This window comes from Mesorhizobium sp. B2-3-5 (genome assembly GCF_006442395.1).
Classification (GTDB): Bacteria; Pseudomonadota; Alphaproteobacteria; order Rhizobiales; family Rhizobiaceae; genus Mesorhizobium.
On sequence record NZ_VFVX01000011.1, the window covers coordinates 77803 to 100629 of the forward strand.

Annotated in this window: 25 protein-coding genes; 13 read left to right on the forward strand and 12 right to left on the reverse strand. The window is 64.0% G+C overall.

The genetic code is table 11. The features are described from left to right. Positions 1 to 100: 100 nt before the first annotated feature. The 4 genes from msrB to FJ958_RS15190 form a co-directional block, all read right to left on the reverse strand. Positions 101 to 604, reverse strand: coding sequence for a peptide-methionine (R)-S-oxide reductase MsrB (gene msrB, locus FJ958_RS15175; protein ID WP_140743914.1), 504 nt, complete (start codon positions 602 to 604; stop codon positions 101 to 103). A 198-nt stretch (positions 605 to 802) separates the two neighbouring features. After that, the gene (locus tag FJ958_RS15180) at positions 803 to 1360 is read right to left on the reverse strand and encodes a fasciclin domain-containing protein (protein WP_140743916.1); all 558 of its coding nucleotides are present in this window, start codon (positions 1358 to 1360) and stop codon (positions 803 to 805) included. A 225-nt stretch (positions 1361 to 1585) separates the two neighbouring features. Beyond that, the gene (locus tag FJ958_RS15185) at positions 1586 to 2308 is read right to left on the reverse strand and encodes an anti-sigma factor (protein WP_140743918.1); all 723 of its coding nucleotides are present in this window, start codon (positions 2306 to 2308) and stop codon (positions 1586 to 1588) included. After that, positions 2305 to 2844, reverse strand: coding sequence for a sigma-70 family RNA polymerase sigma factor (locus FJ958_RS15190; RefSeq protein ID WP_140744101.1), 540 nt, complete (start codon positions 2842 to 2844; stop codon positions 2305 to 2307). The genes FJ958_RS15185 and FJ958_RS15190 overlap by 4 nt, the downstream gene beginning before the upstream one ends. Positions 2845 to 2981: 137 nt before the next feature. Here FJ958_RS15190 and FJ958_RS15195 point away from each other — a divergent pair, with 137 nt between their 5' ends. Together FJ958_RS15195 and argB are read left to right on the forward strand one after the other, a co-directional pair. Then, the gene (locus FJ958_RS15195; RefSeq protein ID WP_140743920.1) at positions 2982 to 4478 is read left to right on the forward strand and encodes an amidase; all 1497 of its coding nucleotides are present in this window, start codon (positions 2982 to 2984) and stop codon (positions 4476 to 4478) included. Positions 4479 to 4632: 154 nt separating this feature from the next. Beyond that, complete coding sequence (argB, locus tag FJ958_RS15200; RefSeq protein WP_140609858.1) at positions 4633 to 5526, forward strand: acetylglutamate kinase; 894 nt, start codon at positions 4633 to 4635, stop codon at positions 5524 to 5526. Between the two features lie 33 nt (positions 5527 to 5559). Here the strand turns inward: argB and FJ958_RS15205 are convergent, their stop codons facing one another. From FJ958_RS15205 to FJ958_RS15215, 3 genes are all read right to left on the reverse strand, one after another. Continuing rightward, positions 5560 to 6018 (reverse strand): RidA family protein, encoded by a 459-nt coding sequence (locus tag FJ958_RS15205; RefSeq protein WP_140743922.1) that lies wholly within the window; start codon positions 6016 to 6018, stop codon positions 5560 to 5562. A gap of 54 nt (positions 6019 to 6072) precedes the next feature. Continuing rightward, complete coding sequence (gene bchE, locus FJ958_RS15210) at positions 6073 to 7659, reverse strand: magnesium-protoporphyrin IX monomethyl ester anaerobic oxidative cyclase (protein ID WP_140743924.1); 1587 nt, start codon at positions 7657 to 7659, stop codon at positions 6073 to 6075. 111 nt (positions 7660 to 7770) lie between these two features. Continuing rightward, complete coding sequence (locus FJ958_RS15215; protein WP_140743926.1) at positions 7771 to 8247, reverse strand: Lrp/AsnC family transcriptional regulator; 477 nt, start codon at positions 8245 to 8247, stop codon at positions 7771 to 7773. Between the two features lie 139 nt (positions 8248 to 8386). Here FJ958_RS15215 and phhA point away from each other — a divergent pair, with 139 nt between their 5' ends. After that, positions 8387 to 9223 (forward strand): phenylalanine 4-monooxygenase, encoded by an 837-nt coding sequence (gene phhA / locus FJ958_RS15220; protein WP_140743928.1) that lies wholly within the window; start codon positions 8387 to 8389, stop codon positions 9221 to 9223. A 159-nt stretch (positions 9224 to 9382) separates the two neighbouring features. Here phhA and FJ958_RS15225 read toward each other — a convergent pair whose 3' ends face one another. Beyond that, the gene (locus tag FJ958_RS15225) at positions 9383 to 9829 is read right to left on the reverse strand and encodes an Lrp/AsnC family transcriptional regulator (protein ID WP_246679602.1); all 447 of its coding nucleotides are present in this window, start codon (positions 9827 to 9829) and stop codon (positions 9383 to 9385) included. 435 nt (positions 9830 to 10264) lie between these two features. Here FJ958_RS15225 and FJ958_RS15230 point away from each other — a divergent pair, with 435 nt between their 5' ends. The 3 genes from FJ958_RS15230 (at position 10265) to FJ958_RS15240 (ending at position 13384) form a co-directional block, all read left to right on the forward strand. Next, positions 10265 to 11029 carry a transporter substrate-binding domain-containing protein gene (locus FJ958_RS15230; RefSeq protein WP_246679606.1) on the forward strand — a complete coding sequence of 255 codons (765 nt, stop codon included), beginning with the start codon at positions 10265 to 10267 and terminating at the stop codon, positions 11027 to 11029. Between the two features lie 79 nt (positions 11030 to 11108). Further along, on the forward strand, positions 11109 to 12413 hold the full coding sequence (locus FJ958_RS15235; protein WP_140743932.1) for an FAD-binding oxidoreductase: 1305 nt from the start codon (positions 11109 to 11111) through the stop codon (positions 12411 to 12413). Further along, entirely contained in the window at positions 12410 to 13384 is a 975-nt protein-coding gene (locus FJ958_RS15240; RefSeq protein WP_140743934.1) for an amino acid ABC transporter permease, read from the forward strand. Before FJ958_RS15235 ends, FJ958_RS15240 begins: the two co-directional genes overlap by 4 nt. A gap of 436 nt (positions 13385 to 13820) precedes the next feature. Here the strand turns inward: FJ958_RS15240 and FJ958_RS15245 are convergent, their stop codons facing one another. Then, the gene (locus FJ958_RS15245) at positions 13821 to 14582 is read right to left on the reverse strand and encodes a GGDEF domain-containing protein (protein WP_140743936.1); all 762 of its coding nucleotides are present in this window, start codon (positions 14580 to 14582) and stop codon (positions 13821 to 13823) included. Positions 14583 to 14743: 161 nt separating this feature from the next. Between FJ958_RS15245 and FJ958_RS15250 the strand changes: the two genes are divergently transcribed. After that, positions 14744 to 15460 (forward strand): pyrimidine 5'-nucleotidase, encoded by a 717-nt coding sequence (locus FJ958_RS15250; protein WP_140743938.1) that lies wholly within the window; start codon positions 14744 to 14746, stop codon positions 15458 to 15460. 107 nt (positions 15461 to 15567) lie between these two features. Here FJ958_RS15250 and FJ958_RS15255 read toward each other — a convergent pair whose 3' ends face one another. After that, positions 15568 to 16413 (reverse strand): LOG family protein, encoded by an 846-nt coding sequence (locus FJ958_RS15255; RefSeq protein WP_140744105.1) that lies wholly within the window; start codon positions 16411 to 16413, stop codon positions 15568 to 15570. A 143-nt stretch (positions 16414 to 16556) separates the two neighbouring features. Between FJ958_RS15255 and dapD the strand changes: the two genes are divergently transcribed. The 4 genes from dapD (at position 16557) to FJ958_RS15275 (ending at position 18968) form a co-directional block, all read left to right on the forward strand. Beyond that, on the forward strand, positions 16557 to 17411 hold the full coding sequence (dapD, locus tag FJ958_RS15260; RefSeq protein ID WP_140743940.1) for a 2,3,4,5-tetrahydropyridine-2,6-dicarboxylate N-succinyltransferase: 855 nt from the start codon (positions 16557 to 16559) through the stop codon (positions 17409 to 17411). A 71-nt stretch (positions 17412 to 17482) separates the two neighbouring features. Beyond that, positions 17483 to 17845 carry a DUF805 domain-containing protein gene (locus tag FJ958_RS15265; RefSeq protein WP_140743942.1) on the forward strand — a complete coding sequence of 121 codons (363 nt, stop codon included), beginning with the start codon at positions 17483 to 17485 and terminating at the stop codon, positions 17843 to 17845. Further along, entirely contained in the window at positions 17838 to 18215 is a 378-nt protein-coding gene (locus FJ958_RS15270; protein ID WP_246679603.1) for a DUF805 domain-containing protein, read from the forward strand. The genes FJ958_RS15265 and FJ958_RS15270 overlap by 8 nt, the downstream gene beginning before the upstream one ends. A 33-nt stretch (positions 18216 to 18248) precedes the next feature. Next, the gene (locus FJ958_RS15275) at positions 18249 to 18968 is read left to right on the forward strand and encodes a hypothetical protein (protein WP_140743946.1); all 720 of its coding nucleotides are present in this window, start codon (positions 18249 to 18251) and stop codon (positions 18966 to 18968) included. Positions 18969 to 19008: 40 nt separating this feature from the next. Here FJ958_RS15275 and FJ958_RS15280 read toward each other — a convergent pair whose 3' ends face one another. Further along, positions 19009 to 20025, reverse strand: coding sequence for a 2-dehydropantoate 2-reductase (locus FJ958_RS15280; RefSeq protein ID WP_140743948.1), 1017 nt, complete (start codon positions 20023 to 20025; stop codon positions 19009 to 19011). Positions 20026 to 20153: 128 nt separating this feature from the next. On the opposite strand from FJ958_RS15280, the gene dapE reads away from it, so the two are divergent. Together dapE and FJ958_RS15290 are read left to right on the forward strand one after the other, a co-directional pair. Continuing rightward, positions 20154 to 21347 carry a succinyl-diaminopimelate desuccinylase gene (dapE, locus tag FJ958_RS15285; protein ID WP_140743950.1) on the forward strand — a complete coding sequence of 398 codons (1194 nt, stop codon included), beginning with the start codon at positions 20154 to 20156 and terminating at the stop codon, positions 21345 to 21347. Between the two features lie 2 nt (positions 21348 to 21349). Beyond that, complete coding sequence (locus FJ958_RS15290; protein ID WP_140743952.1) at positions 21350 to 21982, forward strand: transporter; 633 nt, start codon at positions 21350 to 21352, stop codon at positions 21980 to 21982. A 61-nt stretch (positions 21983 to 22043) separates the two neighbouring features. Here FJ958_RS15290 and truA read toward each other — a convergent pair whose 3' ends face one another. Then, positions 22044 to 22820 (reverse strand): tRNA pseudouridine(38-40) synthase TruA, encoded by a 777-nt coding sequence (gene truA, locus FJ958_RS15295; protein ID WP_140743954.1) that lies wholly within the window; start codon positions 22818 to 22820, stop codon positions 22044 to 22046. Positions 22821 to 22827 lie beyond the last annotated feature (7 nt).

Genomic DNA, 22827 nt, shown 5'->3' on the forward strand with positions numbered 1-22827 from the left:
GCGGTGATCGGGAAGTTCCTCCAGTCCACGCCCGAAAACCCTGACCGCGCAAAAACTCCGGGTCGCAAGGCCCGGAGTTTTTTAATTCGGATTAGAGCTTTCAGGCCGTGGCGGGCTTGAAGGTCAGCGCCACGCCGTTGATGCAGTGGCGCAGGCCGGTCGGCGCCGGGCCATCGTCGAAGACATGGCCGAGATGGCCGCCGCAGCGGCGGCAATGCACCTCGGTCCGGGTCATGCCCAGCGACCGGTCCTCGGTCTTGCCGATGCCATTGGCGATCTCCTGCCAGAAACTCGGCCAGCCGGTGCCGGAATCGAATTTCGTCTCGGAGGGATAGACCGGCAAATCGCAGCCGGCACAGGCGAATATGCCCTTGCGATGCTCGTTGAGCAGCGGGCTGGTGCCGGGATACTCCGTGCCCTGCTTGCGCAGCACGTCGAAGGCGGCCGGCGACAGGATGGCCTTCCACTCGTCGTCGGTCTTGGTGACCTCGAATTTTTCGGCGGCCCGTGCGGGCTGCGGGCTGCCCATGCGCAGCATTGTCGCCGCGGCTCCTACAATGCCGATGGCGGCGGCGCCGCTCAAAAGAAAGTCGCGACGGTTCATCACCAATTCCTCCTGTTGTCCTTTTGCCAGACCGCGCCGCCACGCGGAAATCAAAAGCCGGTGACGGTTCACTCCCGAACGAACTCCGCGCCGTTCGATGTGAACGGCGCGGAGCGCGTGCCGGTTGCCGATCACGGGAGCGGGATCATGCAATCGACGAGAGCTCTTGCTGCGACTTCGTCGGCGGCAAGTCCTTTGTTACATCTTCGGCAGCAAAACCTTATCGATGACGTGGATGACGCCGTTGGACTGTTCGACATCGGCGATCGTCACATCGGCTGCATTGCCGTTCTCATCCGTGACGGTGACCTTGCCGCCAGCGGCCTTCAGCGACAACTCGCAGCCGCCGACCGTCTTGACCTTGTGCGTGCCGCCGTCGGCCTTCGCCATCGAGGCCACGTCCGCCGCCATCGCCCTGGCGCCGATCACATGGCAGGTCAGGATCTTGACGAGCTTTTCCTTGTTCCCGGGCTTGAGCAGCGTCTCGACCGTTCCGGCAGGCAGCGCCGCAAAGGCCTCATTGGTCGGCGCGAAGACCGTAAACGGTCCGGCGCCCCGCAGCGTGTCGACCAGCCCGGCGGCCTTGACCGCCGCGACCAGCGTCGTGTGATCCTTCGAATTGACGGCGTTGTCGACGATGGTCTTGTTGGCATACATGGCGGCGCCGCCAACCATCGGGTTTTGGGCATAGGCGGCGGTGGCCAGCGCGGAGACAACGATCGAACCGGCGGCAAAAAGGGTGGCGAATCTACGCATGATGTTCAAACTCCTCGGGTTTCTCTTCCCATTTTTGGGGACGCGAGAAGATACGGAGCACAAATGCGGGAGTTTCAGAATGTTTTGTCCTATTTAGCTTATTTAGCTCTAGTGAAGGGATTTATTCCACCCAAAGTTTGCCGGCTCACGCGGTCGCTTGGACATGCGTGACATAAGATGGATTGGAATTATTCTGGCGGCGGCCTCGCGGTGAGAGGTGGCGGGTCAGATGCCCTTCAGATCGCCGGCCGCGACCACCGGTCCGGTCGGCTGGCCGGTCGGCGAACCGCCAGATGGCTCCAGGCTGACCGCCAGCACAGCCCCCTGCCCGAGCTTCTGCTGCGTGGCGGGCGAGACGCCGATATGCGCCGTCGCACCGGCCGGGATGACGCCCATCGAGACCGGCGCGTTCTTGCCCTCGATCATCCACAGTTCGAAGTCCTTGCCGGACGCGAGCGCGCCGGAAATATGCGACAGGCTGACTTCATGCCGTTCTGAATCATAGACGGCGAGATATTTGACGTCGCTGCCGTCGGCGGCGAGCGAGGCGACCAGCCGCGTCTGCGGCTGTTCCGCCGGCCGATTGACATAGGGGACCGTGACGTAGAGTGCCAGCGCCGCGACAGCGGCGGTAGCCAGCCCGCGCCAGAAGGCGAGGCTGGACCATAGGCTGGCGCGCGGCTCGGTGGCCGGCTCGGTGGCGCCGGAGAACAGGCGGCGATCGACCGCGGTCTTCACCGCTGTCGGCGGCTCGACGTCCGGATAGGCGGCGGCGAGCGGCGACAGGCGGGCCTCCCAGCCGTCGACGAGCCGCGCGAAATCGGCCTCGGCGTCGATCCGCCTGGACGCAATCCGCCGTTCTTCCGCCGGCAGGACGCCGAGAACGTATTCGGCGGCGAACAGGTCGTCGCCGCCACGTTCCGGTCCATTGTCCTCTGCCAGCGTCATCTTTCCAGGCATTCCCTGAGCTTCATCAGGCTGCGACGCAGCCAGGTACGCATGGTGTTCAGCGGCACGCCGTGGCGTTCCGCAACTTCGGCATAGCTTTCGCCCTTGAGATAAGCGCCCCGGACGGCCGCCGCACGGTCCTTCTCCAGCTCGTCGAGACAATGATGGACGCGTTCGGATTCGTCGCCCGCCACCACCATCGCTTCGGGTCCAGGCGCCGGATCGGCCACGTCGAGCGCGGCATCGATATCGGCGGATGGCTTGCGCCGCGCCCTGACGCGATCGATCGCGTGGTTGCGGGCGATCGCCACCAGCCAGGAGATCGGGCTCAGGTCGGAGACGGCAAAGCGGTCCGCCTTCGTCCATATCTTGACGAAGACTTCCTGCAACGCTTCTTCCGCATCTCCCCGGTCGTTCAATACACGAAGGCACACGCCGAAAAGTTTCGCGCTGGTCCGCCGGTAGAGCAGATTGAACGCGGCCCGATCCTTCATGGAAGTCCGGACGATCAGCTTCGTGATGTCCTGCGGCGTCATGCGGGGCAAATTAGGTGATTGCATTGTATTTGCAACGACGGAATATTCCGTGCGCCTAAAGTTCCGGCGTTCCGGCGCCGGCTTCAATTGCCAAGTAAATCGCCGCTGGCTAGCTTGGCGGGAGTGGGGAAGCGCTGATGTCGATCGAACGGATTCTTTGGGAGGAAGACGCAACCAGCCTCGCCAGCATGGTGCGTAAGGGCGACTTGTCCGCGATCGAGCTGACCAATGCGGCGATCGCGCGCGCCGAGGCCACCCGGCCCGAGATCAATGCCACGGCCGAGCCGCTCTATGACTCGGCACGGGCGCGGGCAAAGACCATCGATCGCTCGCTGCCGCTGGCCGGCGTTCCCTTTGCCATCAAGGACCTCGGCATCGCCATCAAAGGCGTGCCGTCGCATGGCGGCAGTCGCATTCCGGCCTGGCTGCCCGACTTCAATTCGACCATGACCGAGCGCTACCTCGCCGCCGGGCTGATCCCGATCGTCACCTCGACATCGCCCGAGCATGGGCTTCGGCTGATGACCGAATCAAAAGCCTTCGGCATCACCCGCAATCCCTGGAACATCGGCCACACCAGCGGCGGCTCGTCGGGCGGTGCGGCGGCGCTGGTTGCCGCCGGCGTCGTGCCGGTGGCGCATGCCTCCGATGGCGGCGGCTCGATCCGCGTGCCTTCCGCCTGCACCGGGCTTGTCGGCCTCAAGACCTCGCGCGGCCGCATCCCGCTGACGCCGCTGGTGAGCGAAAGCTGGTACGGCATGGTGGTCGACCATGCCGTTACCCGCTCGGTGCGCGATTGCGCGCTGCTGCTCGACCTCACCCATGGCCCCGACTCCTTGTCGCCCTATGCGGCGCTGCCGCCGAAGGGCACCTTCGCCGCCGCCGCGGCGCGCGATCCCGGCAAGCTCAGGCTGGGCGTGTATCGCAAGTCGCCGCTTGGCCTGCCGATTTCGGCCGAGACGCTTGTCGCGCTGGACACGGCGGTGGCGCTCGCCCGCGAAGGCGGCCACACGGTCGAGGACATCGACCTGCCCTTCATCGGCCGCGATTTCTTCGCCGACTTCTGCAGGACGGTCGCTTCCGCCGTTGCCGGCATGCTGCGGGCGGAAAAGCTGCGCGTCGGCCGTTCCGTCACCGGCGACATCGAGCGCGCCACGCGGGTGCTCGGCCGGTTGGGCGAAATGATCTCGGCCGGCGAAACCTATGCCGGCCTGCAGCGGCTGCACGCCGCCTCGCGGCAACTGATCGCCGAGACCGCGCAATATGACGCCGTGCTGATGCCCATCATAGCCCACCCGCCGCTTGTCTGCGGCGCCATGGACCCGAAAGGCGCCGATGAGCTGATCGAAAACCTTCTCGACAAGCTGCATCTCACGCCCCTGCTGAAGCTGAAGCCATTGTTCGGCCAGCTGATGGACAAGAGCCTTTTGTTCACCCACTGGCCGGCGATTCACAATGTCAGCGGCCAGCCGTCGATCGCGCTGCCGGTCCATGTGACGGACGCCGGCCTGCCTCTTGGTATCCAGGCCGCCGGCCGCCCGGGCGACGAGGAGACGCTTTTGTCGTTCGCCGCGCAGATGGAGAAGATTTCGGGTTGGCTGAAGCAGCGGGCACCGCTGATGGTGCCTTCATGATGACGAGGTCGTGAGCCACCTGAATATGACAGCAAAGCCATTTGCGGGCGACGCCAATTCCCGCTAAGACGCCGCCGTCCACGTGCATGTCGCCCAAAGGTGCTCAGGTGTTTTGGGACGACGACATACATATCCAAAGCCGGGAACCATGCCGATGACGGACGTCGCCGCCACCGCCGAAATGCAAGCCGCCCTCCTGTCGCGGGCGCTGCCCTACATGCAGCGCTACGAGAACAAGACGGTCGTTGTGAAATATGGCGGCCACGCCATGGGCGACAGCGAACTCGGCAAGGCCTTCGCCCGCGACATTGCTTTGTTGAAGCAGTCTGGCGTCAATCCGATCGTCGTCCATGGCGGCGGGCCGCAGATCGGCGCAATGCTGACCAAGATGGGCATCGAATCCAAATTCGAGGGCGGCCTGCGCGTCACCGACCAGAAGACGGTCGAGATCGTCGAAATGGTGCTGGCCGGCTCGATCAACAAGGAGATCGTCGCCCTGATCAACGCCGAGGGCGAATGGGCGATCGGCCTGTGTGGCAAGGACGGCAACATGGTGTTCGCCGAAAAGGCGCGCAAGACGATGATCGACCCGGATTCCAACATCGAGCGGGTGCTTGATCTCGGTTTCGTCGGCGAGCCGGTCGAAGTCGACCGCACGCTGCTCGACCTTCTGGCGCGCTCCGAAATGATCCCGGTGCTGGCGCCGGTGGCGCCCGGCCGCGACGGTCACACTTACAACATCAATGCCGACACTTTTGCCGGCGCCATCGCCGGCGCCTGCAAGGCCTCTCGCCTTTTGTTCCTAACCGATGTGCCCGGCGTGCTCGACAAGAACAAGAAGCTGATCGACGAGCTGACCGTCGCCGAGGCCAGGGCGCTGATCAAGGACGGCACGGTCTCTGGCGGCATGATCCCCAAGGTCGAGACCTGCATCGAAGCGATCGAGCGCGGTGTCGAGGGCGTCGTCATCCTCAACGGCAAGACCGCGCATTCCGTACTGCTCGAACTCTTCACCGAGCACGGCGCCGGCACGCTGATCGTGCCCTGAGGTGGTGCGGCGACAGCGCTGGCTGACACGCGCCTAATCCGGCAGGGCCGCGACCGCCACGATTTCGACGACGAGGTCGGGATGGGCGAGTGCGGCGACTCCGATCACTTCCGACGGTGGCGGATTGTTGTAGCTGCAATGCTTGGGACAGTGCTCGGCGAAAAATTCATCCATCACGTCCAACCGAAAATTTGGCGAGCTGAGGGCACCTCCGTTCGGGAATGGTCCCGTGACGTATTGAGTGATCTTGATGAGGTGTTCGAGCGAACTGCCGAGCTCCTCCAGATCTGATTTGATGTTCATCAGAATGGAGCGCCATTGCGTCGCTGCGTCACCAACGGCACCGCCCTTGCCACTGGACGGATCGTAATTTTCGGCGGTGCCTGTATTGCCGGCAAGAAAGACGTATCCCTTGGCTCCCGTCACGACAGTGCCTTTTCCCCAAGGCATCTGCCGGTCACCCTTCATCTTCTTGTACGTGACAAGGTTCATCGCTTCCTCCTGCCGGTAGCCAGCGGCCCAATTGCAAAGTTAGCGCATTGCCCGTCAACGGCCAGGGTTGGTCCGGCCTCCGGCGGTGGAACGCGGAAGAGGACCGCTCAGGCGCCGCGCGACTGCCGCCGCTTTTCGCGCTGGTCGCGGAACTGCCATCGATTCCTCCTCGGCGTCCTGCGGCGCGCCCCAGAACGCGGCGAGTGTCGGACCATCCTTCGTCCGGCGGTCCGTCATCAGAAACCCCCAGACTTCCCGAAACCACACGCGCCGGCCCATCTTCGTATACCAGCGCATCGAGTGCCGCTGCTCGGGATCCCTATGGAAAAGGATGCGCGCCAGCGCCTTCGGCCGCGACTGCACCGCCAGCTCGATCAGCTTGACGCTGAAGAACAGCATCCACGGCTTCAGCCGCGTCATGTGCAGCACCTGGTGCTTGTAATCCCACAGCCGCGCATCCTGCTGGATCACCTTGCGGTCGCGGGCGATCCGGAAGAACGGCGTCCAGCGGTGCGGCGTCACGTAAAGCGCCTGGATCTGGTCGGGGTCATAGGCGAGGAGCTGGCGAAAGCCGCGCCAGAGGTCGCGAAACCCCTCGTCCTCGAAGCCTGCCACCCAGGTCGCCATCGACAGGATGCCGTGTTTCCGCAGCAGCCTTATCGCCTCGCGGTCGGATGAGGTGCTGCCGCCCTTGCGGATCAGTTGCAGCGTATGCTCGTCGGTGTTTTCCATGCCGAGCAGCCAACGGATGACGCCGGCCTTGCGGTAGAGATGCAGGATGTCGGCGTCGCGCACGATGTCGTCGGCACGGGTAGAGCCGACGATCAGCACCGGCACGTTCTCAGCAATCACCGCATCCAGAAACGCGCGCCAGGCCTTCTTCGAAACCGTCGGATTCTCGTCGGCCAGATTGATCAGTTCGACGCCGTGCTCGCGGTGCAGCCAGGCGATCTCCCTGGCGAACTTCACGGGGTCGCGATGCCGCCAGCGGGTCCAGAAGCCGCGCTGGCCGCAATAATTGCACTGATGCGGGCAGCCGCGCGAAAACTGCATGACCACGGCGCGCTTGCCGCCCCAATAGCTGTACTTGGGGTGTTCGATCAGCTCCCAGCCGACGCGGTAGGCGTCGAGCTCGGTGATCGTCATCGCCGCCTGCGTGGCGAAAGGCCGGTCAAGGTCGTCACGAAAGGCGATGCCGGCCACGCTTGCCGGCGCCTGGTGCATTTCCAGCGCCTCGACCAGGGCGACAACGGTCGCCTCGCCCTCGCCGCGCACGATGAAGTCGAAGACGTCGGTCGCCGCCAGTATGTCGCGCCAATGATAGGTCGGAAAGACACCGCCATAGATGATGAAGGTGGCGGGTTCGCGCTGCTTGATCATTTCGGCGATCAGCAGGGCGGTCGGGTGCGCCGAGGTCGATCCGGAATGGCCGATCAGGACGAAGTCGGGGTGGTCATCCAGCGCGTCGCGCACCACCATGTCGAGCGGCATCGGCCCGAATTCGGCATCGACGAGCCGCACGTCATGGCCGGCATCGATCAGCGGGCCGCCGATCGCCAGCAGGCCGAGCGGCGGCAGATGGTCGTCCGGCACGCGGCTGCCGATGGCGGTGTGCGGTGGGTTGATCAGGACGATTTTCATGGCGGACCTCCTCGGTGGCTGGTCCGTTCATGCTGGCCGGCGCGCCGGGCGCCGAATGGGCCGATCCCAGCAGTTTGCGTGCAGCTTTTCCGCAAAAAACCGGAAGCGGCCTCAGCGCTTCAGATGCCCGAGCGGCACGTGGCCGGGTCCCTTGATGTTCTGCAGCACCAATTGCGTGTGGACGTCGCGCACGCCGTCGAGCCGCATCAGCCGGTGCATGACGAAAGCGTTAAGGTCGTCTACCGAGGGCACCATGACATGCAGCAGGAAGTCATGATCGCCGGTCATCGTCCAGCATGACGACACCTCGTCCATACGCTGGACCGCGGCAATGAAGCTCTCTGGCGATCCGTCGCTGTGGCTGACCAGGCGCACCTGGATGAACACCTCGACCATCAGGCCGACCGCGCGCCGGCTGATCACCGCGGCGAAGCCCTTGATGATGCCGGCGTCCCGCAGCGCTTCGAAGCGCCGCGCGCACGGCGTCGTCGACAGGCCGATCTCCTGCGCCAGCTCGGAGACAGGCTTGCGTCCGTCGCGTTGCAGGACATCGAGCATCTTGATCTCGAAATCGTCGAACTGAGGCATTTTCACCCCTTAGAGGCGCTCTTTGAGTGAATATTATCCAGAATACGCCGTTCGATCCATCATCAAAACCGATTTGCCTCAGGAAATCCGATTAATCTCCGGGCACGTTCGCCATTCATGATTTGTGAGGAGAAAAACCATGACGACGATGAGTGTTGCCGAATATGCCCGCGACTGCGCGGCGCAGGGGTTGCGCGGCGACTATTCGGTCTGCCGTGCCGATTTCACCGTGGCGCAGGGCTATGACTACAGCGCCGAGGAACAGGCGGTGTGGCGCACGCTGTGCGACCGCCAGACCGAACTGACGCGCAAGCTCGCCCACCACTCCTATCTCGATGGCGTCGAGAAGCTCGGCCTGCTCGATCGCATTCCCGATTTCGAGGACGTCAGCGCCAAGCTGCGCGAGCTGACCGGCTGGCGGATCGTCGCCGTGCCGGGCCTCATTCCAGCCGCCCCCTTCTTTGATCATCTCGCCAACCGCCGCTTCCCGGTCACCAACTGGCTGCGCACGAGGCAGGAGCTCGACTACATCGTCGAGCCCGACATGTTCCATGATTTCTTTGGCCACGTGCCGGTGCTGTCGCAGCCGGTATTCGCCGACTTCATGCAGATGTATGGCAAGAAGGCCGGTGACATCATCGCGCTCGGCGGCGACGAGATGATCACGCGGCTCTACTGGTACACGGCCGAATACGGCCTGATCCAGGAGGCTGGCCAGCCGCTGAAGGCCTTTGGCGCCGGCCTGATGTCGTCCTTTACCGAATTGCAGTTCGCTGTCGACAGCAAGGATGCCCATCATGTGCCCTTCGATCTCGAAACGGTGATGCGCACCGGCTACGAGATCGACAAATTCCAGCGCGCCTATTTCGTGCTGCCGTCCTTCGACGTTTTGCGCGACGCCTTCCAGACCGCGGATTTCCAGGCGATCGTCGCGCGCCGCAAGGACCAGCCGGCGCTCGACCCGGCGATGGTATAGCCCCTGGGCCGGATCTGACCGGCCGACATCACGTCGGCACAATTTCGCGGTCGGCCGATCCTTCTCTCGGCCGCCGGTATGCCGCGGACGGCTTCTTGGAGGCTTCGGCGGCGCCGGTGTCTGGCGCCGTTGGCGCGACGCCCGTCTTACCCGTCTGTCTTACAATGCGTAGATGTTGCGATTGAACTTCGTTTCCATCACCACATGGGAAGCGGTTTTAACGACGCCGTTGATTTCATTGACGGCATTCACCTCCCGGTTGAGCTTCTCGAGCGTGTCGGCGGCAAGGTGGATGATCAGGTCCCATTCGCCGGTTATGGCAAAGACCGCCTGGATCGACGGCATCGCCTTGATCTTTCTGGAGACGTCCGGGTAGCTCTTGTTGTTCAGGGCGGCGAAGGTGAAACAGTGGACGGAATTCTGGGCCGCCGCCTTGGTCAGTCGCACGGCATAGCCTTCGATGATGCCGCCCGCCTCGAGTTTCTGTATCCGCTCCTGCAGCGCCGTCCTGGATACGCCGAGCTGACGTGCCAACGATGCGACCGGCTCACGTGCGTTCTTCTGCATCAGCGCGAGCAACTGGCGGTCCTTCTCGGTCAATTCCACAATCAAATCCTCTCGCACGGTCGGCGCTGGAACGGTCAAATCGGTCGGCACGATCCTATCGGTTGAACCGCCCCGGCGACAATCCTGAGCAATGGCTCAAGCCGGCGGTGCTGGGCGCAACATCCGGCATTATGCCGCCTCGAGGCGCGCAATGACTGCACGATCGCCATTATCCGGCATTTCGCCGGGTAGAACCCTTCTTTTTGCGACCCGACTGTCAGACGTAACAAACGCCGGTCCATCGGAGGGAACCAGCTTCGGCTGTGGTGGGCACAATCGAAACCTGATCCGCGTTGACCTTGTGGCCGAAAGCACTGGGGTCCGACGCCCGTCACGCATCATGTCAGTTTCAAACACGAGGGAGGGATAACTTTGAAAAAGCTGCTCGAATTCGCCGTTCTTGCCGCCGCGACGTTCGCGGTCACGACGGCAGCCATGGCCGGGGAAACCTTGGACCGCGTCACGTCCAAGAAGGCGATGATCGTCGCGACAAACGCGGCTTGGCCACCGCAGAGCTTCCTCAACGACAGCAACGAACTCGCCGGGTTCGACATCGATGTCTCGCGCGAGATCGGCAAGCGGCTCGGTGTCGAGGTCTCGTTCGAAACGCCCGACTGGGCGACGCTGACCGGCGGACGTTGGCAGGGACGTTACGACCTCGGGGTCGGATCGGTCACGCCGACCAAGGCCCGTTCCAAGGTGATCGATTTTGTCGGTATCTATTATTACAGCCCCTATGTCTACGTCGTGCACAAGGACAGCAACGCCAAGTCGGTCGCCGATCTCAACGGCAAGGTGATCGGTGTCGAGACGGCCACCACCTCGGAGGACTTCATTCGCCGCAAGCTCGAAATCGACGCTCCCGGCCTGCCTCCCGTCGAATACAAGCTCGAACCGGGCGAGATCCGCACCTTCGCCGATTCCATGCTTCCCTTCGATGATCTGAGGCTTGGCGACGGCGTGCGCCTGAATGCCGTGATCGCGCCGGAACAGACGGCGCAGAATGCCGTCAAGAATGGCTATCCCGTGAAGATCCTGGAAGGCGAGTACGCCTTCCGCGAACCGCTCGTCGTCATCGCCGAGAAGAACGACCCCCAGTGGACGGCAAAGGTCGCGGGCGTCATCGCCGAGCTGAAGACGGACGGCACGCTCGCCGCGCTGACCACGAAGTGGTACGGCAAGGACTACAGCGCCAAGTAAGATAATTCCGCCGGCTGCCGTCTGGCGGCCGGCGGGCGTCACCCCGCCAAATGCACCGCCACTTACCGCAAAGTCGCCGATGGCCTATCCCGACACCTACTATGCCCGCACCGCTGCCGACCGCAAGACGAGGCCTCCCCTCCAGGGCGAGGCGCAATGTGACGTGGCCGTCGTCGGTGCGGGACTGGCCGGTCTGACGACGGCGCTGCAGCTGGCGCGCGCCGGACTGCATGTCGCCGTGCTGGAAGCCCAGTCTGTCGGTTTCGGCGCCTCCGGCCGCAATGGCGGTTTCGTCACGCCCGGCTTCGCCACCGGCGGCGAGGCCATTGCCGCGCGCGTCGGCAGGGAGGCGGCGCGCGGACTGCACCGGCTGTCGATCGAGGGCGTCGAATTCGTGCGCGACACCATCGAGGCGCTGGCAATAGCGGCCGCCATGCCGCGCGCCGGCCTGCTCAGTGTCCTGCGTTACGACGACGGCGACGCGCTGAAGGCCTATGCCGAGCAGATGGTGCGCGACCACGGTTACGAGCTTCAATATCTAGGCACGGAAGCCGTCCGCTCGGTGCTGAGGTCTGCTCGCTACCATCAGGGCCTGCGCGACCCGAACGCCTTTCACATCCATCCGCTGAACTATCTGCGGTCCCTGGCCGACGAGATCGAGCGCCTGGGTGGCAAGATCCATGAGAGTTCCGAGGTGGTGCAATGCGACCTGTCCGGGACGCGAAAGATGCTCCACACGGGACAGGGCACGCTTCGGGCGTCCCATGTCGTGCTGGCGACCGGCGGCTACACCGGTCCGGTGTTCGGCCAGCTACACCGCGCCTTTCTGCCCATCGCGACTTATGTGATGGTTTCCGAGGCGGCTCCCCGCCTCATTGCGCAGGCCGTCGCCACGACGGATGCAGTCGGCGACAACAGGCGGGCCGGCGACTATTATCGTCTGGTCGAGAGCGGCAATCGCCTTTTGTGGGGCGGGCGCATCACCACGCGCGCCGCTCCCGCCGAGGCATTGGCGCGCGAGCTGCGCCGGGAGATGGTCGGCACCTACCCGCAGCTCGCCGGCCTCAAGACCGAATTGGCCTGGTCCGGGCTGATGTCCTATGCCCGGCATCTGATGCCCCAGATCGGGGAACTGCAGCCGGGTGTCTGGTATTGCACCGCTTTCGGTGGCCATGGCCTCAACACCACGGCGATTGCCGGAAAACTCGTCGCTGAAGGCATTCTGGGCGTTTCGGACCGGTACCGGCAGTTCGCGCCGTTCGGGCTGAGCTGGGCAGGCGGCGCCGCCGGCTTGGCCGCCGCGCAGGTCACCTACTGGAAATTGCAGGCGCAGGACTGGTGGCGGGAACGCCGCGCCACCGCCAAAGACAAGGTGGCGGCATGATCGGCAGGCTGATGCTCTCCAACCCAGGGCTCGCCCGCCGTGCGGCGGCCGCGCTTGTTCCGGCGCTGCTGGCAGCGGCCCTCTACACCATGGGCATCAAGTCGAGCTGGATCGGCTCGTTGATGCCGGTTGCATCCGACTGGCTGCAGGCCAACCCGGCCCTGTCGCGCGCGCTTTCCGCCGTGTTGATCGCGCTCCTGGTATTGGTGAATTGCAAGCTGCTGCTGCTCCTGCCGCGACGCCAGCAGATCGCCGGCGTCTGGATCGAGCTGTTCGCGCTGCTGATGCTGTTCTTCTATTCCTTCGACCTCTCCTTTGCCTTTATCGCCAGGAAGGTCGGCTTCCTGATTACCCAGGGTGTCGCCACGACGCTTTACATCTCGGCAATCTCGATCCTGATCGCGACGACGATCGCGCTTGTCGGCGCCATCGCCAAGCTGACCGGCAACGGCCTCGTTTTCGGGCTGGCGACCTTCTACACGTCGCTGTTTCGAGGCCTGCCGCTGCTGATGCAGATCTACATCATCTATCTCGGCCTGCCGCAGGTCGGCTACGTGATCGGCGCGGTGCCGGCCGGCATTCTGGCGCTGTCGTTGTGTTATGGCGCCTATATGACCGAGATCTTCCGCGCCGGCATCGAAAGTATCCCGCGCGGACAAAGCGAAGGCGCGACCGCGCTCGGCCTGAGCCCGGGTCAGACCATGGCGCTGGTCATCCTGCCGCAGGCCATGCGCGTCATCATCCCGCCCACCGGCAATCAATTCATCGCCATGCTGAAGGATTCCTCGCTCGTATCCGTCGTCGGTGTCTGGGAGATCATGTATCTCGCCCGCACGATGGGCCAGACGGAGTTCCGCCATATCGAGATGCTGATCACCGCTTCGATGATCTACTGGATACTCTCGATCGCGCTGGAATTCGGCCAGGCATATCTGGAACGGCGTTTCGGCAGGTCCGAGCGGCAGGCATAGGCGCTCTCACGCTTTTGCATCACCGCGCCGACCTGACAGCGCTCAACAAACCGTTGACCTGACCGGCAACCGCGCCCGTCGCCGGCGCGGAAGTCCCTGGCCACTCAGACGGATATCACCGTGCACCGTGGTGCCACGGTGGAAATCCCGCGGCTTGTCGCTGAACTCCGCGAGCCGGCTTCCAGCACCACAACCGGAATGCTGGCGGCGCGATACGCCTCGTAGCTGTCGAAGATCATGCCAGGTCGCTCGCTTCAGGATCCAGCCATTGACCTCGACGACTTCATTCGGGTCGGCCCGGGACGGATCGGCCCCCGACAACCTAGTATCGTGCCAAGCCCGGTCTCAAGGCATTGATAAGGCGGGCAAGCGGCACAACCCGGTGCAAACAGGGTTGGACAGGCCTTAACGGGCCGGGTTTGCCAGGCCGGCCCGCTCACGCGGCCTCGGAAATGTCCGTACCGAGGATCGTCTGGTTGCGGCCCCGGTGCTTGGCCTGGTAGAGGCGCCGGTCCGCGGCGCGCATCAGCTCCGATACGTTGACATCCTCGCCGCAGACCGTGCCGCCGATGCTGACGGTCAGCGGGATGGTCCGTTCATCGACAGGCCGGAAGCGGATCAGCTCGACCTCGCGGCGGATCCGCTCGGCAACGCGCTTGGCCTCCTGCTCGGTGGCTCCGACAAGATAAGCGCCGAACTCCTCCCCGCCGATGCGGCCGAGCACGTCGCCGCTGCGCACGCCACGCTCGATGGCGCTGGCGATCAACAGCAGCGCGTCGTCGCCTGTCAGATGCCCGAAATTGTCGTTGATCGTCTTGAAATGGTCGGCGTCGATGATCAGCAGCGAGCCGCGGTCGGACTTGCGCCGGGAACCGTCCAGGGCGGCAAAGAAGCTTTCCCGGTTGAGCATGCCGGTCATGTCGTCGCGGCTCGCCTTTTCCGCCAGGCTGCGGTGCGCCGCGGCGAGTTCGGCATGGGCGCGGGCAAGTTCGCGGTGCGCGTTCTGCAGTCGGTCACTCTGCCAGAAGGTGCTGACGCAGGCCACCCACGCAAGCACAAGCGGACAGAGCGTCGAGGTCAGCCAGATCGTCCGGTTGATCGGGAAACCCATGGCCGGAACGATGATCAGCGTCAGCAGGAGAGAGGCGGCGACGGAGGCAAAAGCGACGGCGGCGGATTTCAGAATGATGCTGTTCATCGCGGGCTCCCACAGGTATGCCTCTGTGCCAGCAAGCCCTGAAGGCCACCTTTCCCGGTTGCTTAAAATTTGAATGGTGGGGTCATTTCCGCCACTGCCGGCGCGCGGAAGTTGTGGATAAAGTTCCTTCCAGAATTCCCGTTTCATGCCATAAGGAGCGCATGACCACGCTTCCTGATCCCGCCCGCTTCGCTCATGTCACCGATTGGGTGTTCGACCTCGACAACACGCTTTATCCGCACCATTCGAATCTGTTCTCGCAGATCGACGTCAAGATGACCGCCTATGTCGGGGAACTGCTGGCGTTGCCGCGCGAGGAGGCGCGCAAGCTGCAGAAGGAGCTCTATCTCGAATATGGCACGACGCTGAACGGGTTGATGACGCGCCACGGCATCGATCCCGACGATTTTCTCGAGAAGGTCCATGATATCGACTATTCATGGCTGGTGCCCGACCCGGTCCTGGGCACCGCCATCCGCCAGCTTCCGGGCCGCAAGTTCATCTTCACCAATGGCGACCGCAAGCACGCCGAGCGCACCGCGCGCCAGCTCGGCATCTTAGATCATTTCGACGACATCTTCGATATCGTCGCGGCCGATCTCAATCCCAAACCCGCCCGCCAGACCTACGAGAAGTTCGCCGAACTGCACGCCGTCACCGGCCACAATGCGGTGATGTTCGAGGATCTGGCCCGCAACCTGGCCGTGCCGAAGTCGCTGGGCATGACCACCGTTCTCGTGGTGCCGCGCAATTTCGAGCCGACCTTTTCCGAGATATGGGAACGCGACCCGGCGCAGGAGGACGACGTCGATTTCGTCACCGACGACCTGGCCGGGTTCCTGACAGGGATAGTCGCAGGGGCAGGGCAACAAGAGTGAGGCAGTAGGCAGTAGGGGATAGGAAATAGGGAAACACAGTGCTTCCAGTCTCCGCTTCGAGCGCAATTCTTCTACTGCCTACTGCCTACTGCCTACTGCCTACTGCCTTACTCCCCTAATTTGTAGAAGCGGCTGATGATGTCCCAGGCCTCGTCGGCGGTGTCGACGAAATCGATTATGTCCTGGTCGCCGGGGCTGATCGTGCCTTGCTCGGCGAGGAAGTCGAGGTTGATCGCCCGTTTCCAGAACGACTTGCCGAACAGGATCACCGGCACGCGCTCCATGCGCCCGGTCTGGATCAGGGTCAGCGTCTCGAAGAATTCGTCCATCGTGCCGAAGCCGCCCGGAAACACCGCCACCGCCTTGGCGCGCATGACGAAGTGCATCTTGCGGACGGCGAAATAGTGGAAGTTGAAACAGAGCTCCGGCGTCACATAGGCGTTCGGCGCCTGCTCGTGCGGCAAGACAATGTTGAGCCCGATCGACGGCGCGCCAACATCATCGGCGCCACGGTTTCCCGCCTCCATCACGCCCGGACCGCCGCCGGTCACCACGACATATTCGCGGTAGTACGATGTGGCCGACTGCTGCGAGCACAGGCGGGCGAATTTGCGCGCCTCCTCGTAATATTTGCTGTTTTCCTCGAGGTTCTTCTTCTGCGTCTCGTTCTTGGCCGCCCAGGCTTCGCCACCGGGCTCCGGCAGGCGCGCGCCGCCGAACAGAATCACCGTCGAGCGGATGCCGCGCTCGGCCAGGATCATTTCCGGCTTCAAGAGTTCCAGTTGCAGCCTGACCGCGCGCAGTTCGCGCCGCGTCATGAAGTCGGGATCGTTCCAGGCCAGGCGGTAGGTTTCGGCCCGCGTCTGCGGCGTGTCCGGCACGCTTTTCGACCGCTCCAGATCCTCGTCTGAATGCGGCAGCGGCGTCCATCCCGCCTTTTCCATGGGAGTCATCGAATCCACCCGTCCATTCCTTTACTTGCGTCGTCCCGTGACGCAGCCACGATTGACCCTCATTGAGCCTTAACATAGGGTCCGCGCGACTTTTAAACAGGTTAAGGCGCAGCCCCTTAACAGCTTGGTAATGGAGCGAAATCATGTCGAAGCCCGATCTGGCGAGCCTCGAAAAGACCATCGACAAGGCCTTCGAGGAACGCGACGCCATTTCGACGGCGACACGCGGCGAGACGCGCGACGCCATCCAGTCGGCTCTCGACCTGCTCGACCGCGGCACCGCCCGCGTCGCCGAGCGGCAGGCCGACGGCAAGTGGCACGTCAACCAGTGGCTGAAGAAGGCCGTGCTGCTCTCCTTCCGCCTCAACCCGATGGAGATCATCAAGGGTGGTCCGGGCCAGGCTGTCTGGTGGGACAAGGTGCCGTCCAAGTTCGACGGCTGGAGCGCCGTCGATTTCGAGAAGGCGGGCTTCCGTGCCGTGCCGTCGTCGATCGTGCGTCGTTCCGCCTATGTCGCCCCGGGCGCCGTGCTGATGCCGTCCTTCGTCAATGTCGGCGCCTATGTCGACAGCGGCACCATGGTCGACACCTGGGCCTCGGTCGGTTCCTGCGCCCAGATCGGCAAGAATGTCCACCTGTCTGGCGGCGTCGGCATCGGCGGCGTGCTGGAGCCGATGCAGGCCGGCCCGACCATCATCGAGGATAACTGTTTCATCGGCGCGCGTTCCGAAGTCGTCGAGGGCTGCGTCGTGCGCGAAGGCTCGGTGCTCGGCATGGGCGTCTTCATCGGCCAGTCGACCAAGATCGTCGACCGCGCCACCGGCGAGATCTTCTATGGCGAAGTGCCGCCAAATTCCGTGGTCGTCGCCGGCTCGCTGCCGGGCAAGCCGTTACCCAATGGCGAGTCTGGCCCGAGCCTCTACTGCGCCGTCATCGTCAAGCGCGTCGATGCCAAGACCCGTTCCAAGACCTCGATCAACGAGCTGCTGCGCGATTGATCTTTCCGCGAAGCGGGCGCACCTTCCGCCGGCGCGGCAATCGGTCGCGCTGGTTCAAATGGAGGGGTGACATGGACTGGAAGTATCTGTTGACAAGTTTCGACGGTCACATCAACCGGGGCAAATTCTGGGCCGGCATAGGCATATTCGTCGTGATCGCCATCATAGCCTTCATCCTCGATGCTATCCTGGGCACACGCTTCACGACGGCCAGTGGCGCCCAGGTCGGCATCATCGGCATCCTCGTCGCGCTGGCATCGATCTATTTCGCGATTGCTCTCTATGCAAAACGCTGGCACGACCGCAACAAGTCGGGCTGGTGGACGCTGATCGGCTTCGTACCCGTCATTGGCGGCATCTGGCTGCTGGTCGAGCTCGGCATCCTCGCAGGCACCAGGGGTGCCAATCAATATGGATCGGACCCGCTTGCCTGACAGATCAGATCTCACCTGGCTCTTCTTCAAGACATCGGGCCGCGTCAGCCGCGCGGCCTATTTTCTCGGCGGATTGCTTGTCGCCATTATCCAGGCCTTCCCGCTGTACCGCTTCACGCTGGTGCCGGAAGGCTCGGCCGAGAGCAACATGTGGTCGTTCATCTTCTTCATCGCTTTCGTCGCCTCGCTGTGGTCGAACATCGCGTTGGCGGTAAAGCGGCTGCACGACCTCGACAAGCCAGGCATTGCCGCGCTGATCCTGTTCGTGCCGGTCGTCTCGATTGTCGCCTTCCTTGTGTTGTGCCTGTTTCCAGGGCAGCCTGGGCCCAACCGCTATGGCCCGCGCACCAACGAGCCGGCTCAACCCTGAGGCCCGATTCATGAGGGGGTCGGATATCTTGCCATGCGCTACCGCACGCTTGATCCGAAACTGATCGTCGAGACCGCCGAACGCCTGGAAGGCCGCATCGCCGACCGTTTCCCGGAAGCGGGCTTGCGCGGCGTCGCGGCCGAACTGGTGTCGTTGTCGCGCGATCTGGCCAAGGCGGCAAAGGCGCTCGAGGAACCGATATGGTGGCTGCGCGGCCTCATCGTCGCGGCCTTCATCGCCGGTGTGCTGATCTTCCTGTTCGTCGGCACCATCCTGCCGCTCGACCGCATTTCCGGAACCGACGATGCCGTGCAATCGGTGCAAGGCATCGAGGCCTCGATCAACACCGTCATACTCGCCGTGCTCGGTTTTCTGGCCCTGGTCCGCACCGAGGAGCGCATCAAGCGCAAGAAGGTCTTTCGCCAGCTGCATGGCCTGCGCTCGCTGATCCACGTCATCGACATGCACCAGCTGACCAAGGATCCGGCGACGCTTTCGGCCAGCTTCAAGCCGACCGCTCACTCCCCGGCTCGCCGTCTCACAACCGCCGCCGACCTGGCGCGTTATCTCGACTATTGCTCGGAGATGCTGTCGATCACCGGCAAGGTCGCCGCCCTGTTCGCCCAGTCGGTCAACGATGACGTGGTCATCGACGGCGTCAACGACATCGAGAATCTGAGCTCGAACCTGTCGCGCAAGATCTGGCAGAAGATCACCTTGATCGAGGACCGAGGCTCTCGATCACCCAAATAGGGCATGATGTCGTCCTAAAACCGCTTCACACTTTTCGGTATCATGCCCTGACGGCATCCGGCGACAGGCCAGGCGCACCACGCCTGTCGGCCTCCGCCTGATGCACGAGCGCCGCCACGCGCCGTATGATCGGCGCCGGCGTGCCCGCCTTTTCGGCCAGGCGTAAAATGGCGCCCTGCAGGTCGTCGATCTCCGTCGGACGGCCGCGCTGCAAGTCGTCCCACATCGACGAGCGGGCCTCGGGGTCGATCGCCAGCATCCGCCGCGCCAGCAGTTTGAACAGCCAGTCCGGCAGCCTCAGCACCTTGGGCAGCAGCGCCGGCCGCAAGCCGGCGGTCCGCGCCGGCTCGATGCCGCAGGCTTTCATCGCCCGCAGCGCCTCGTCCATCTGGCTGGCCAGGATCAGGCGCCAGCGGCGATCGGCGAGCTCTCTCGCCAACGGCAGGTCCGACAGTGCCACCAGCGCATTGTTCAGGTTCATCAGCAGCTTGCACCACAGCACCGCCTTCATGTCGCGATGGGTTTGGACGGCAAAGCCTTCGACATCGAGAAGATTGGCAAGGCCGTCGCTGTTCTCGATCATCACCTTGCCGTCGCTGGCGCGGCGTACCTCGAGCGGCAGTTCGCCGTCCGGCGATAGCACGACATTGAACGGCACCATCCCGGCCAGCACGGTCCGCTGGCCAAGCCCGGCGCGCAGCCTGTCGGCATTGTCGACGCCGTTCTGCAGGCTGACCACGATGGCATCCGGGCGGGCATGCGCCTCGATGAGCGCTGCGATCTCCTGCGTCGCGCCGCTCTTGACGGTCACCAGGATGACGTCCGCTTGCGGCAAGGCGGCTGCGGGATCGGCGGTGATTCCAAGCGCCTCCGGCTTGATCAGGCGATCGCGGCCTTCAAGGTCGCTGATGCGCAATCCGCCCTGCCGCAACGCTGCCTCGATGCGTGGCCGGGCGAGCAGGACGACCTGACGACCGGCAAGCGCCAGGCAGCCCCCGGCGTAGCAGCCGATGCTGCCCGCGCCGGCGACGACGATCCTTTTTTCCCCACTTGCCATCCTGCCGCTCCGCACCTGCCGGTAACGATACGACGTGAATACCATAATGTTGGCGGTATCGTCGGGCATTGCGCTGGCCCCTATGTCTGGCCGTGACAGGCCCTCAGCTTTCGACTATCGCTTTTGCCATGACGCTGCCGACCGATCCCGCCGCAAACCTCGCCGCCCTTATCCGTTGCGCTTCGGTGACGCCAGCCGAAGGCGGTGCGCTGACCGCGCTGGAGACGATGCTGAAGCCGCTCGGCTTCGCAGTCGAACGGCCGGTGTTCTCCGAGGACGGCACGCCCGACATCGAGAACCTCTATGCAAGGCGGTCCGGCAACGGCCCGCATCTGATGTTCGCCGGCCATACCGACGTCGTGCCGGTCGGCGACGAAGCCGCCTGGACACACCCGCCTTTCGGTGCCGAGATCGCCAATGGCGAGATGTTTGGCCGTGGCGCCGTCGACATGAAGGGCGGCATCGCCTGTTTCATCGCCGCCGTGGCGCGTCATGTCGAGACAAATGGCGGCCCCAAGGGCTCCGTCTCGCTGCTGATCACCGGCGACGAGGAAGGGCCTGCCATCAACGGCACGGTCAAGCTGCTCGAATGGGCCGCCTCCAGGGGCGAGACATGGGACGCCTCGATCGTCGGCGAGCCGACCAATCCCGATACCCTGGGCGACATGATCAAGATCGGCCGGCGTGGCTCGCTGTCCGGCGCCATAACGGTCAACGGCCGCCAGGGCCACGCGGCCTATCCGCAGCTTGCCGACAATCCGGTGCGTGGGCTGATGAGCCTGGTCGACGCCTTGCTGCATCCTGTCTTCGACAAGGGGACCAGGGATTTCCAGCCGACCAATCTTGAGGTCACCTCCATCGATGTCGGCAACCCGGCCACCAATGTCATCCCGGCCAAGGCGACCGCGACCTTCAACATCCGTTTCAACGATACCTGGACGGCCGAGACCGTCCAGGCCGAAATCCACAACCGCCTCGACCAGGCCGCCAAGCGCAAGAAGTATCGGTCAGGCAAGAAGACGCCGGTCGACTACGATCTTGTCTGGCGCGACCGGCCGAGCCATGTCTTCCTGACCCGCGACGACAGGCTGGTCGAAACGCTGCGCGGCTCGGTCAAGGCTGTGGTCGGCAAGGAACCGGGGCTGTCCACCTCGGGCGGCACATCGGATGCGCGCTTCATCAAGGATTATTGCCCGGTGGTCGAGTTCGGCCTGGTCGGCAAGACCATGCATATGGTCGACGAGCGCGTCGCCATTGCCGATCTCGAAACACTGACGCGGATCTACCAGCGTTTCATCGCAGACTGGTTCGGGCAGGGCTGAGCATGCTTTCAGCGGACGAAACCCAAGCTTCGCTGACCGGCGCCTGGCGGCTGATGCTCGGCAAGGCCGATGGCCTGCGCCTGCTCGACCTGTCGGCGGATGGGTTCTGGAATTCCTTTTTCGCCATCATCGTCGCGGCACCGGCACTGATCGTCGGCTGGGTCGGCATCGCCAACGAGATCGCTGATCCCGATGCCTTCGTTGGCCGCTTCAGCATGCTGGTGCGCCTGGCGACGGTCGATGTCGGCTCCTGGGTTCTGCCGCTGGTCGCGCTCGCTCTGGTCGCGCCGCGTGCCGGCATCGGCGGCCGCTTCGTCCATTATGTCGTCGCCAGCAACTGGGCTTCGGCCATCACCGCCTGGCTGATGCTGCCTTCGGCGCTGATCAGGCTTTTCCTGTCGTCGGCAAACCAGGTCTCGAGCCTTGTGTCTCTGCTGTTGTTTTCCCTGTCGATGGTGCTGACCTGGCGCATGACCAATGCGACGATCGGCAGGGGCGCGGCGGTCGGCACCGCCGTTTTCGTCGGCATGTTCATCGCCTCGCTGCTGGTGCTGTTCGGGCTGCAGATGTTGCTTGGCATCACCGTACCGGACGATGTCGGTGCCCAGAGCTTGTCGGGGTTCGTTCCGGGTTAAACTTCCCGACTTTACCCCGGTAAAGCCTTCCGACTTTACCCGGGGATAAAGCCTTCCCGACTCAATCGGGGTTAGAGCCTTCCAGATTCTGGCTGGGATAGTCGACCCCGATCAGGAAAAGCCCGTCGGGCGGCGCCACCTGGCCGCAGGCGGCGCGGTCGCGCGCCTCGAGCGCCGCCTTGAGGTCGCCGACGGTCCAACCGCCCTCGCCGATCCGCTTGAGCGAGCCGACCATGGAGCGCACCTGGTTGTGCAGGAAGGAACGCGCCGAGGCCCGCACCTCGATCAGGTCGCCCGTCCGGCTCACATCGAGCCGCTCCAGCGTCCTGACAGGGCTGTTGGCCTGGCACTGCGTCGAGCGGAAGGTGGTGAAATCGTGCCGCCCGAGCAGGATCTTCGCTGCTTCGTGCATGGCGCCGGCATCAAGCTGCTTTGGCACCCACCACACCTTGCCCTTTTCCAGCGCCGAAGGCGCACGGCGGTTGAGGATGCGGTAGAGATAGTGACGGCCGGTGGCCGAGAAGCGCGCGTCGAAATCGTCCGAGACGGCCACCGCCCTCAGGATCGCGACACGTGCGCCGGCGGCCTGCAGATGGGCGTTGACGGCATCGCGCACCTTGTCGCCAGGCCATGCCTTGGCGAGGTCGGCATGCGCCACCTGGGCTGTGGCATGCACGCCGGCATCGGTGCGGCCGGCGGCGCGCAGCCGGACAGCCTCGCCGCAGAATCGTTCGATCGCCTGTTCGATCGCCTGCTGTACCGAAGGCTGGTCGGCCTGATACTGCCAGCCGGCAAACAGGCTGCCGTCATATTCGATGTCGAGGCGAAAACGCGGCATTTGCGAC

Coding starts and splice junctions, on each gene's coding strand:
- FJ958_RS15190 (WP_140744101.1), bottom strand. CDS start 2,844: ATGACGCCGCAGGACATCACGAAGCTGATCGTCCGGACTTCCATGAAG.
- FJ958_RS15230 (WP_246679606.1), top strand. CDS start 10,265: ATGGCCGGGGAAACCTTGGACCGCGTCACGTCCAAGAAGGCGATGATC.
- FJ958_RS15250 (WP_140743938.1), top strand. CDS start 14,744: ATGACCACGCTTCCTGATCCCGCCCGCTTCGCTCATGTCACCGATTGG.
- FJ958_RS15290 (WP_140743952.1), top strand. CDS start 21,350: ATGCTTTCAGCGGACGAAACCCAAGCTTCGCTGACCGGCGCCTGGCGG.
- dapE (WP_140743950.1), top strand. CDS start 20,154: ATGACGCTGCCGACCGATCCCGCCGCAAACCTCGCCGCCCTTATCCGT.
- FJ958_RS15185 (WP_140743918.1), bottom strand. CDS start 2,308: ATGACGCTGGCAGAGGACAATGGACCGGAACGTGGCGGCGACGACCTG.
- msrB (WP_140743914.1), bottom strand. CDS start 604: ATGAACCGTCGCGACTTTCTTTTGAGCGGCGCCGCCGCCATCGGCATT.
- FJ958_RS15195 (WP_140743920.1), top strand. CDS start 2,982: ATGTCGATCGAACGGATTCTTTGGGAGGAAGACGCAACCAGCCTCGCC.
- FJ958_RS15235 (WP_140743932.1), top strand. CDS start 11,109: ATGGCCTATCCCGACACCTACTATGCCCGCACCGCTGCCGACCGCAAG.
- FJ958_RS15275 (WP_140743946.1), top strand. CDS start 18,249: ATGCGCTACCGCACGCTTGATCCGAAACTGATCGTCGAGACCGCCGAA.
- FJ958_RS15255 (WP_140744105.1), bottom strand. CDS start 16,413: ATGACTCCCATGGAAAAGGCGGGATGGACGCCGCTGCCGCATTCAGAC.
- FJ958_RS15180 (WP_140743916.1), bottom strand. CDS start 1,360: ATGCGTAGATTCGCCACCCTTTTTGCCGCCGGTTCGATCGTTGTCTCC.
- phhA (WP_140743928.1), top strand. CDS start 8,387: ATGACGACGATGAGTGTTGCCGAATATGCCCGCGACTGCGCGGCGCAG.
- dapD (WP_140743940.1), top strand. CDS start 16,557: ATGTCGAAGCCCGATCTGGCGAGCCTCGAAAAGACCATCGACAAGGCC.
- FJ958_RS15240 (WP_140743934.1), top strand. CDS start 12,410: ATGATCGGCAGGCTGATGCTCTCCAACCCAGGGCTCGCCCGCCGTGCG.
- FJ958_RS15245 (WP_140743936.1), bottom strand. CDS start 14,582: ATGAACAGCATCATTCTGAAATCCGCCGCCGTCGCTTTTGCCTCCGTC.
- FJ958_RS15265 (WP_140743942.1), top strand. CDS start 17,483: ATGGACTGGAAGTATCTGTTGACAAGTTTCGACGGTCACATCAACCGG.
- truA (WP_140743954.1), bottom strand. CDS start 22,820: ATGCCGCGTTTTCGCCTCGACATCGAATATGACGGCAGCCTGTTTGCC.
- bchE (WP_140743924.1), bottom strand. CDS start 7,659: ATGAAAATCGTCCTGATCAACCCACCGCACACCGCCATCGGCAGCCGC.
- argB (WP_140609858.1), top strand. CDS start 4,633: ATGACGGACGTCGCCGCCACCGCCGAAATGCAAGCCGCCCTCCTGTCG.
- FJ958_RS15205 (WP_140743922.1), bottom strand. CDS start 6,018: ATGAACCTTGTCACGTACAAGAAGATGAAGGGTGACCGGCAGATGCCT.
- FJ958_RS15280 (WP_140743948.1), bottom strand. CDS start 20,025: ATGGCAAGTGGGGAAAAAAGGATCGTCGTCGCCGGCGCGGGCAGCATC.
- FJ958_RS15215 (WP_140743926.1), bottom strand. CDS start 8,247: ATGCCTCAGTTCGACGATTTCGAGATCAAGATGCTCGATGTCCTGCAA.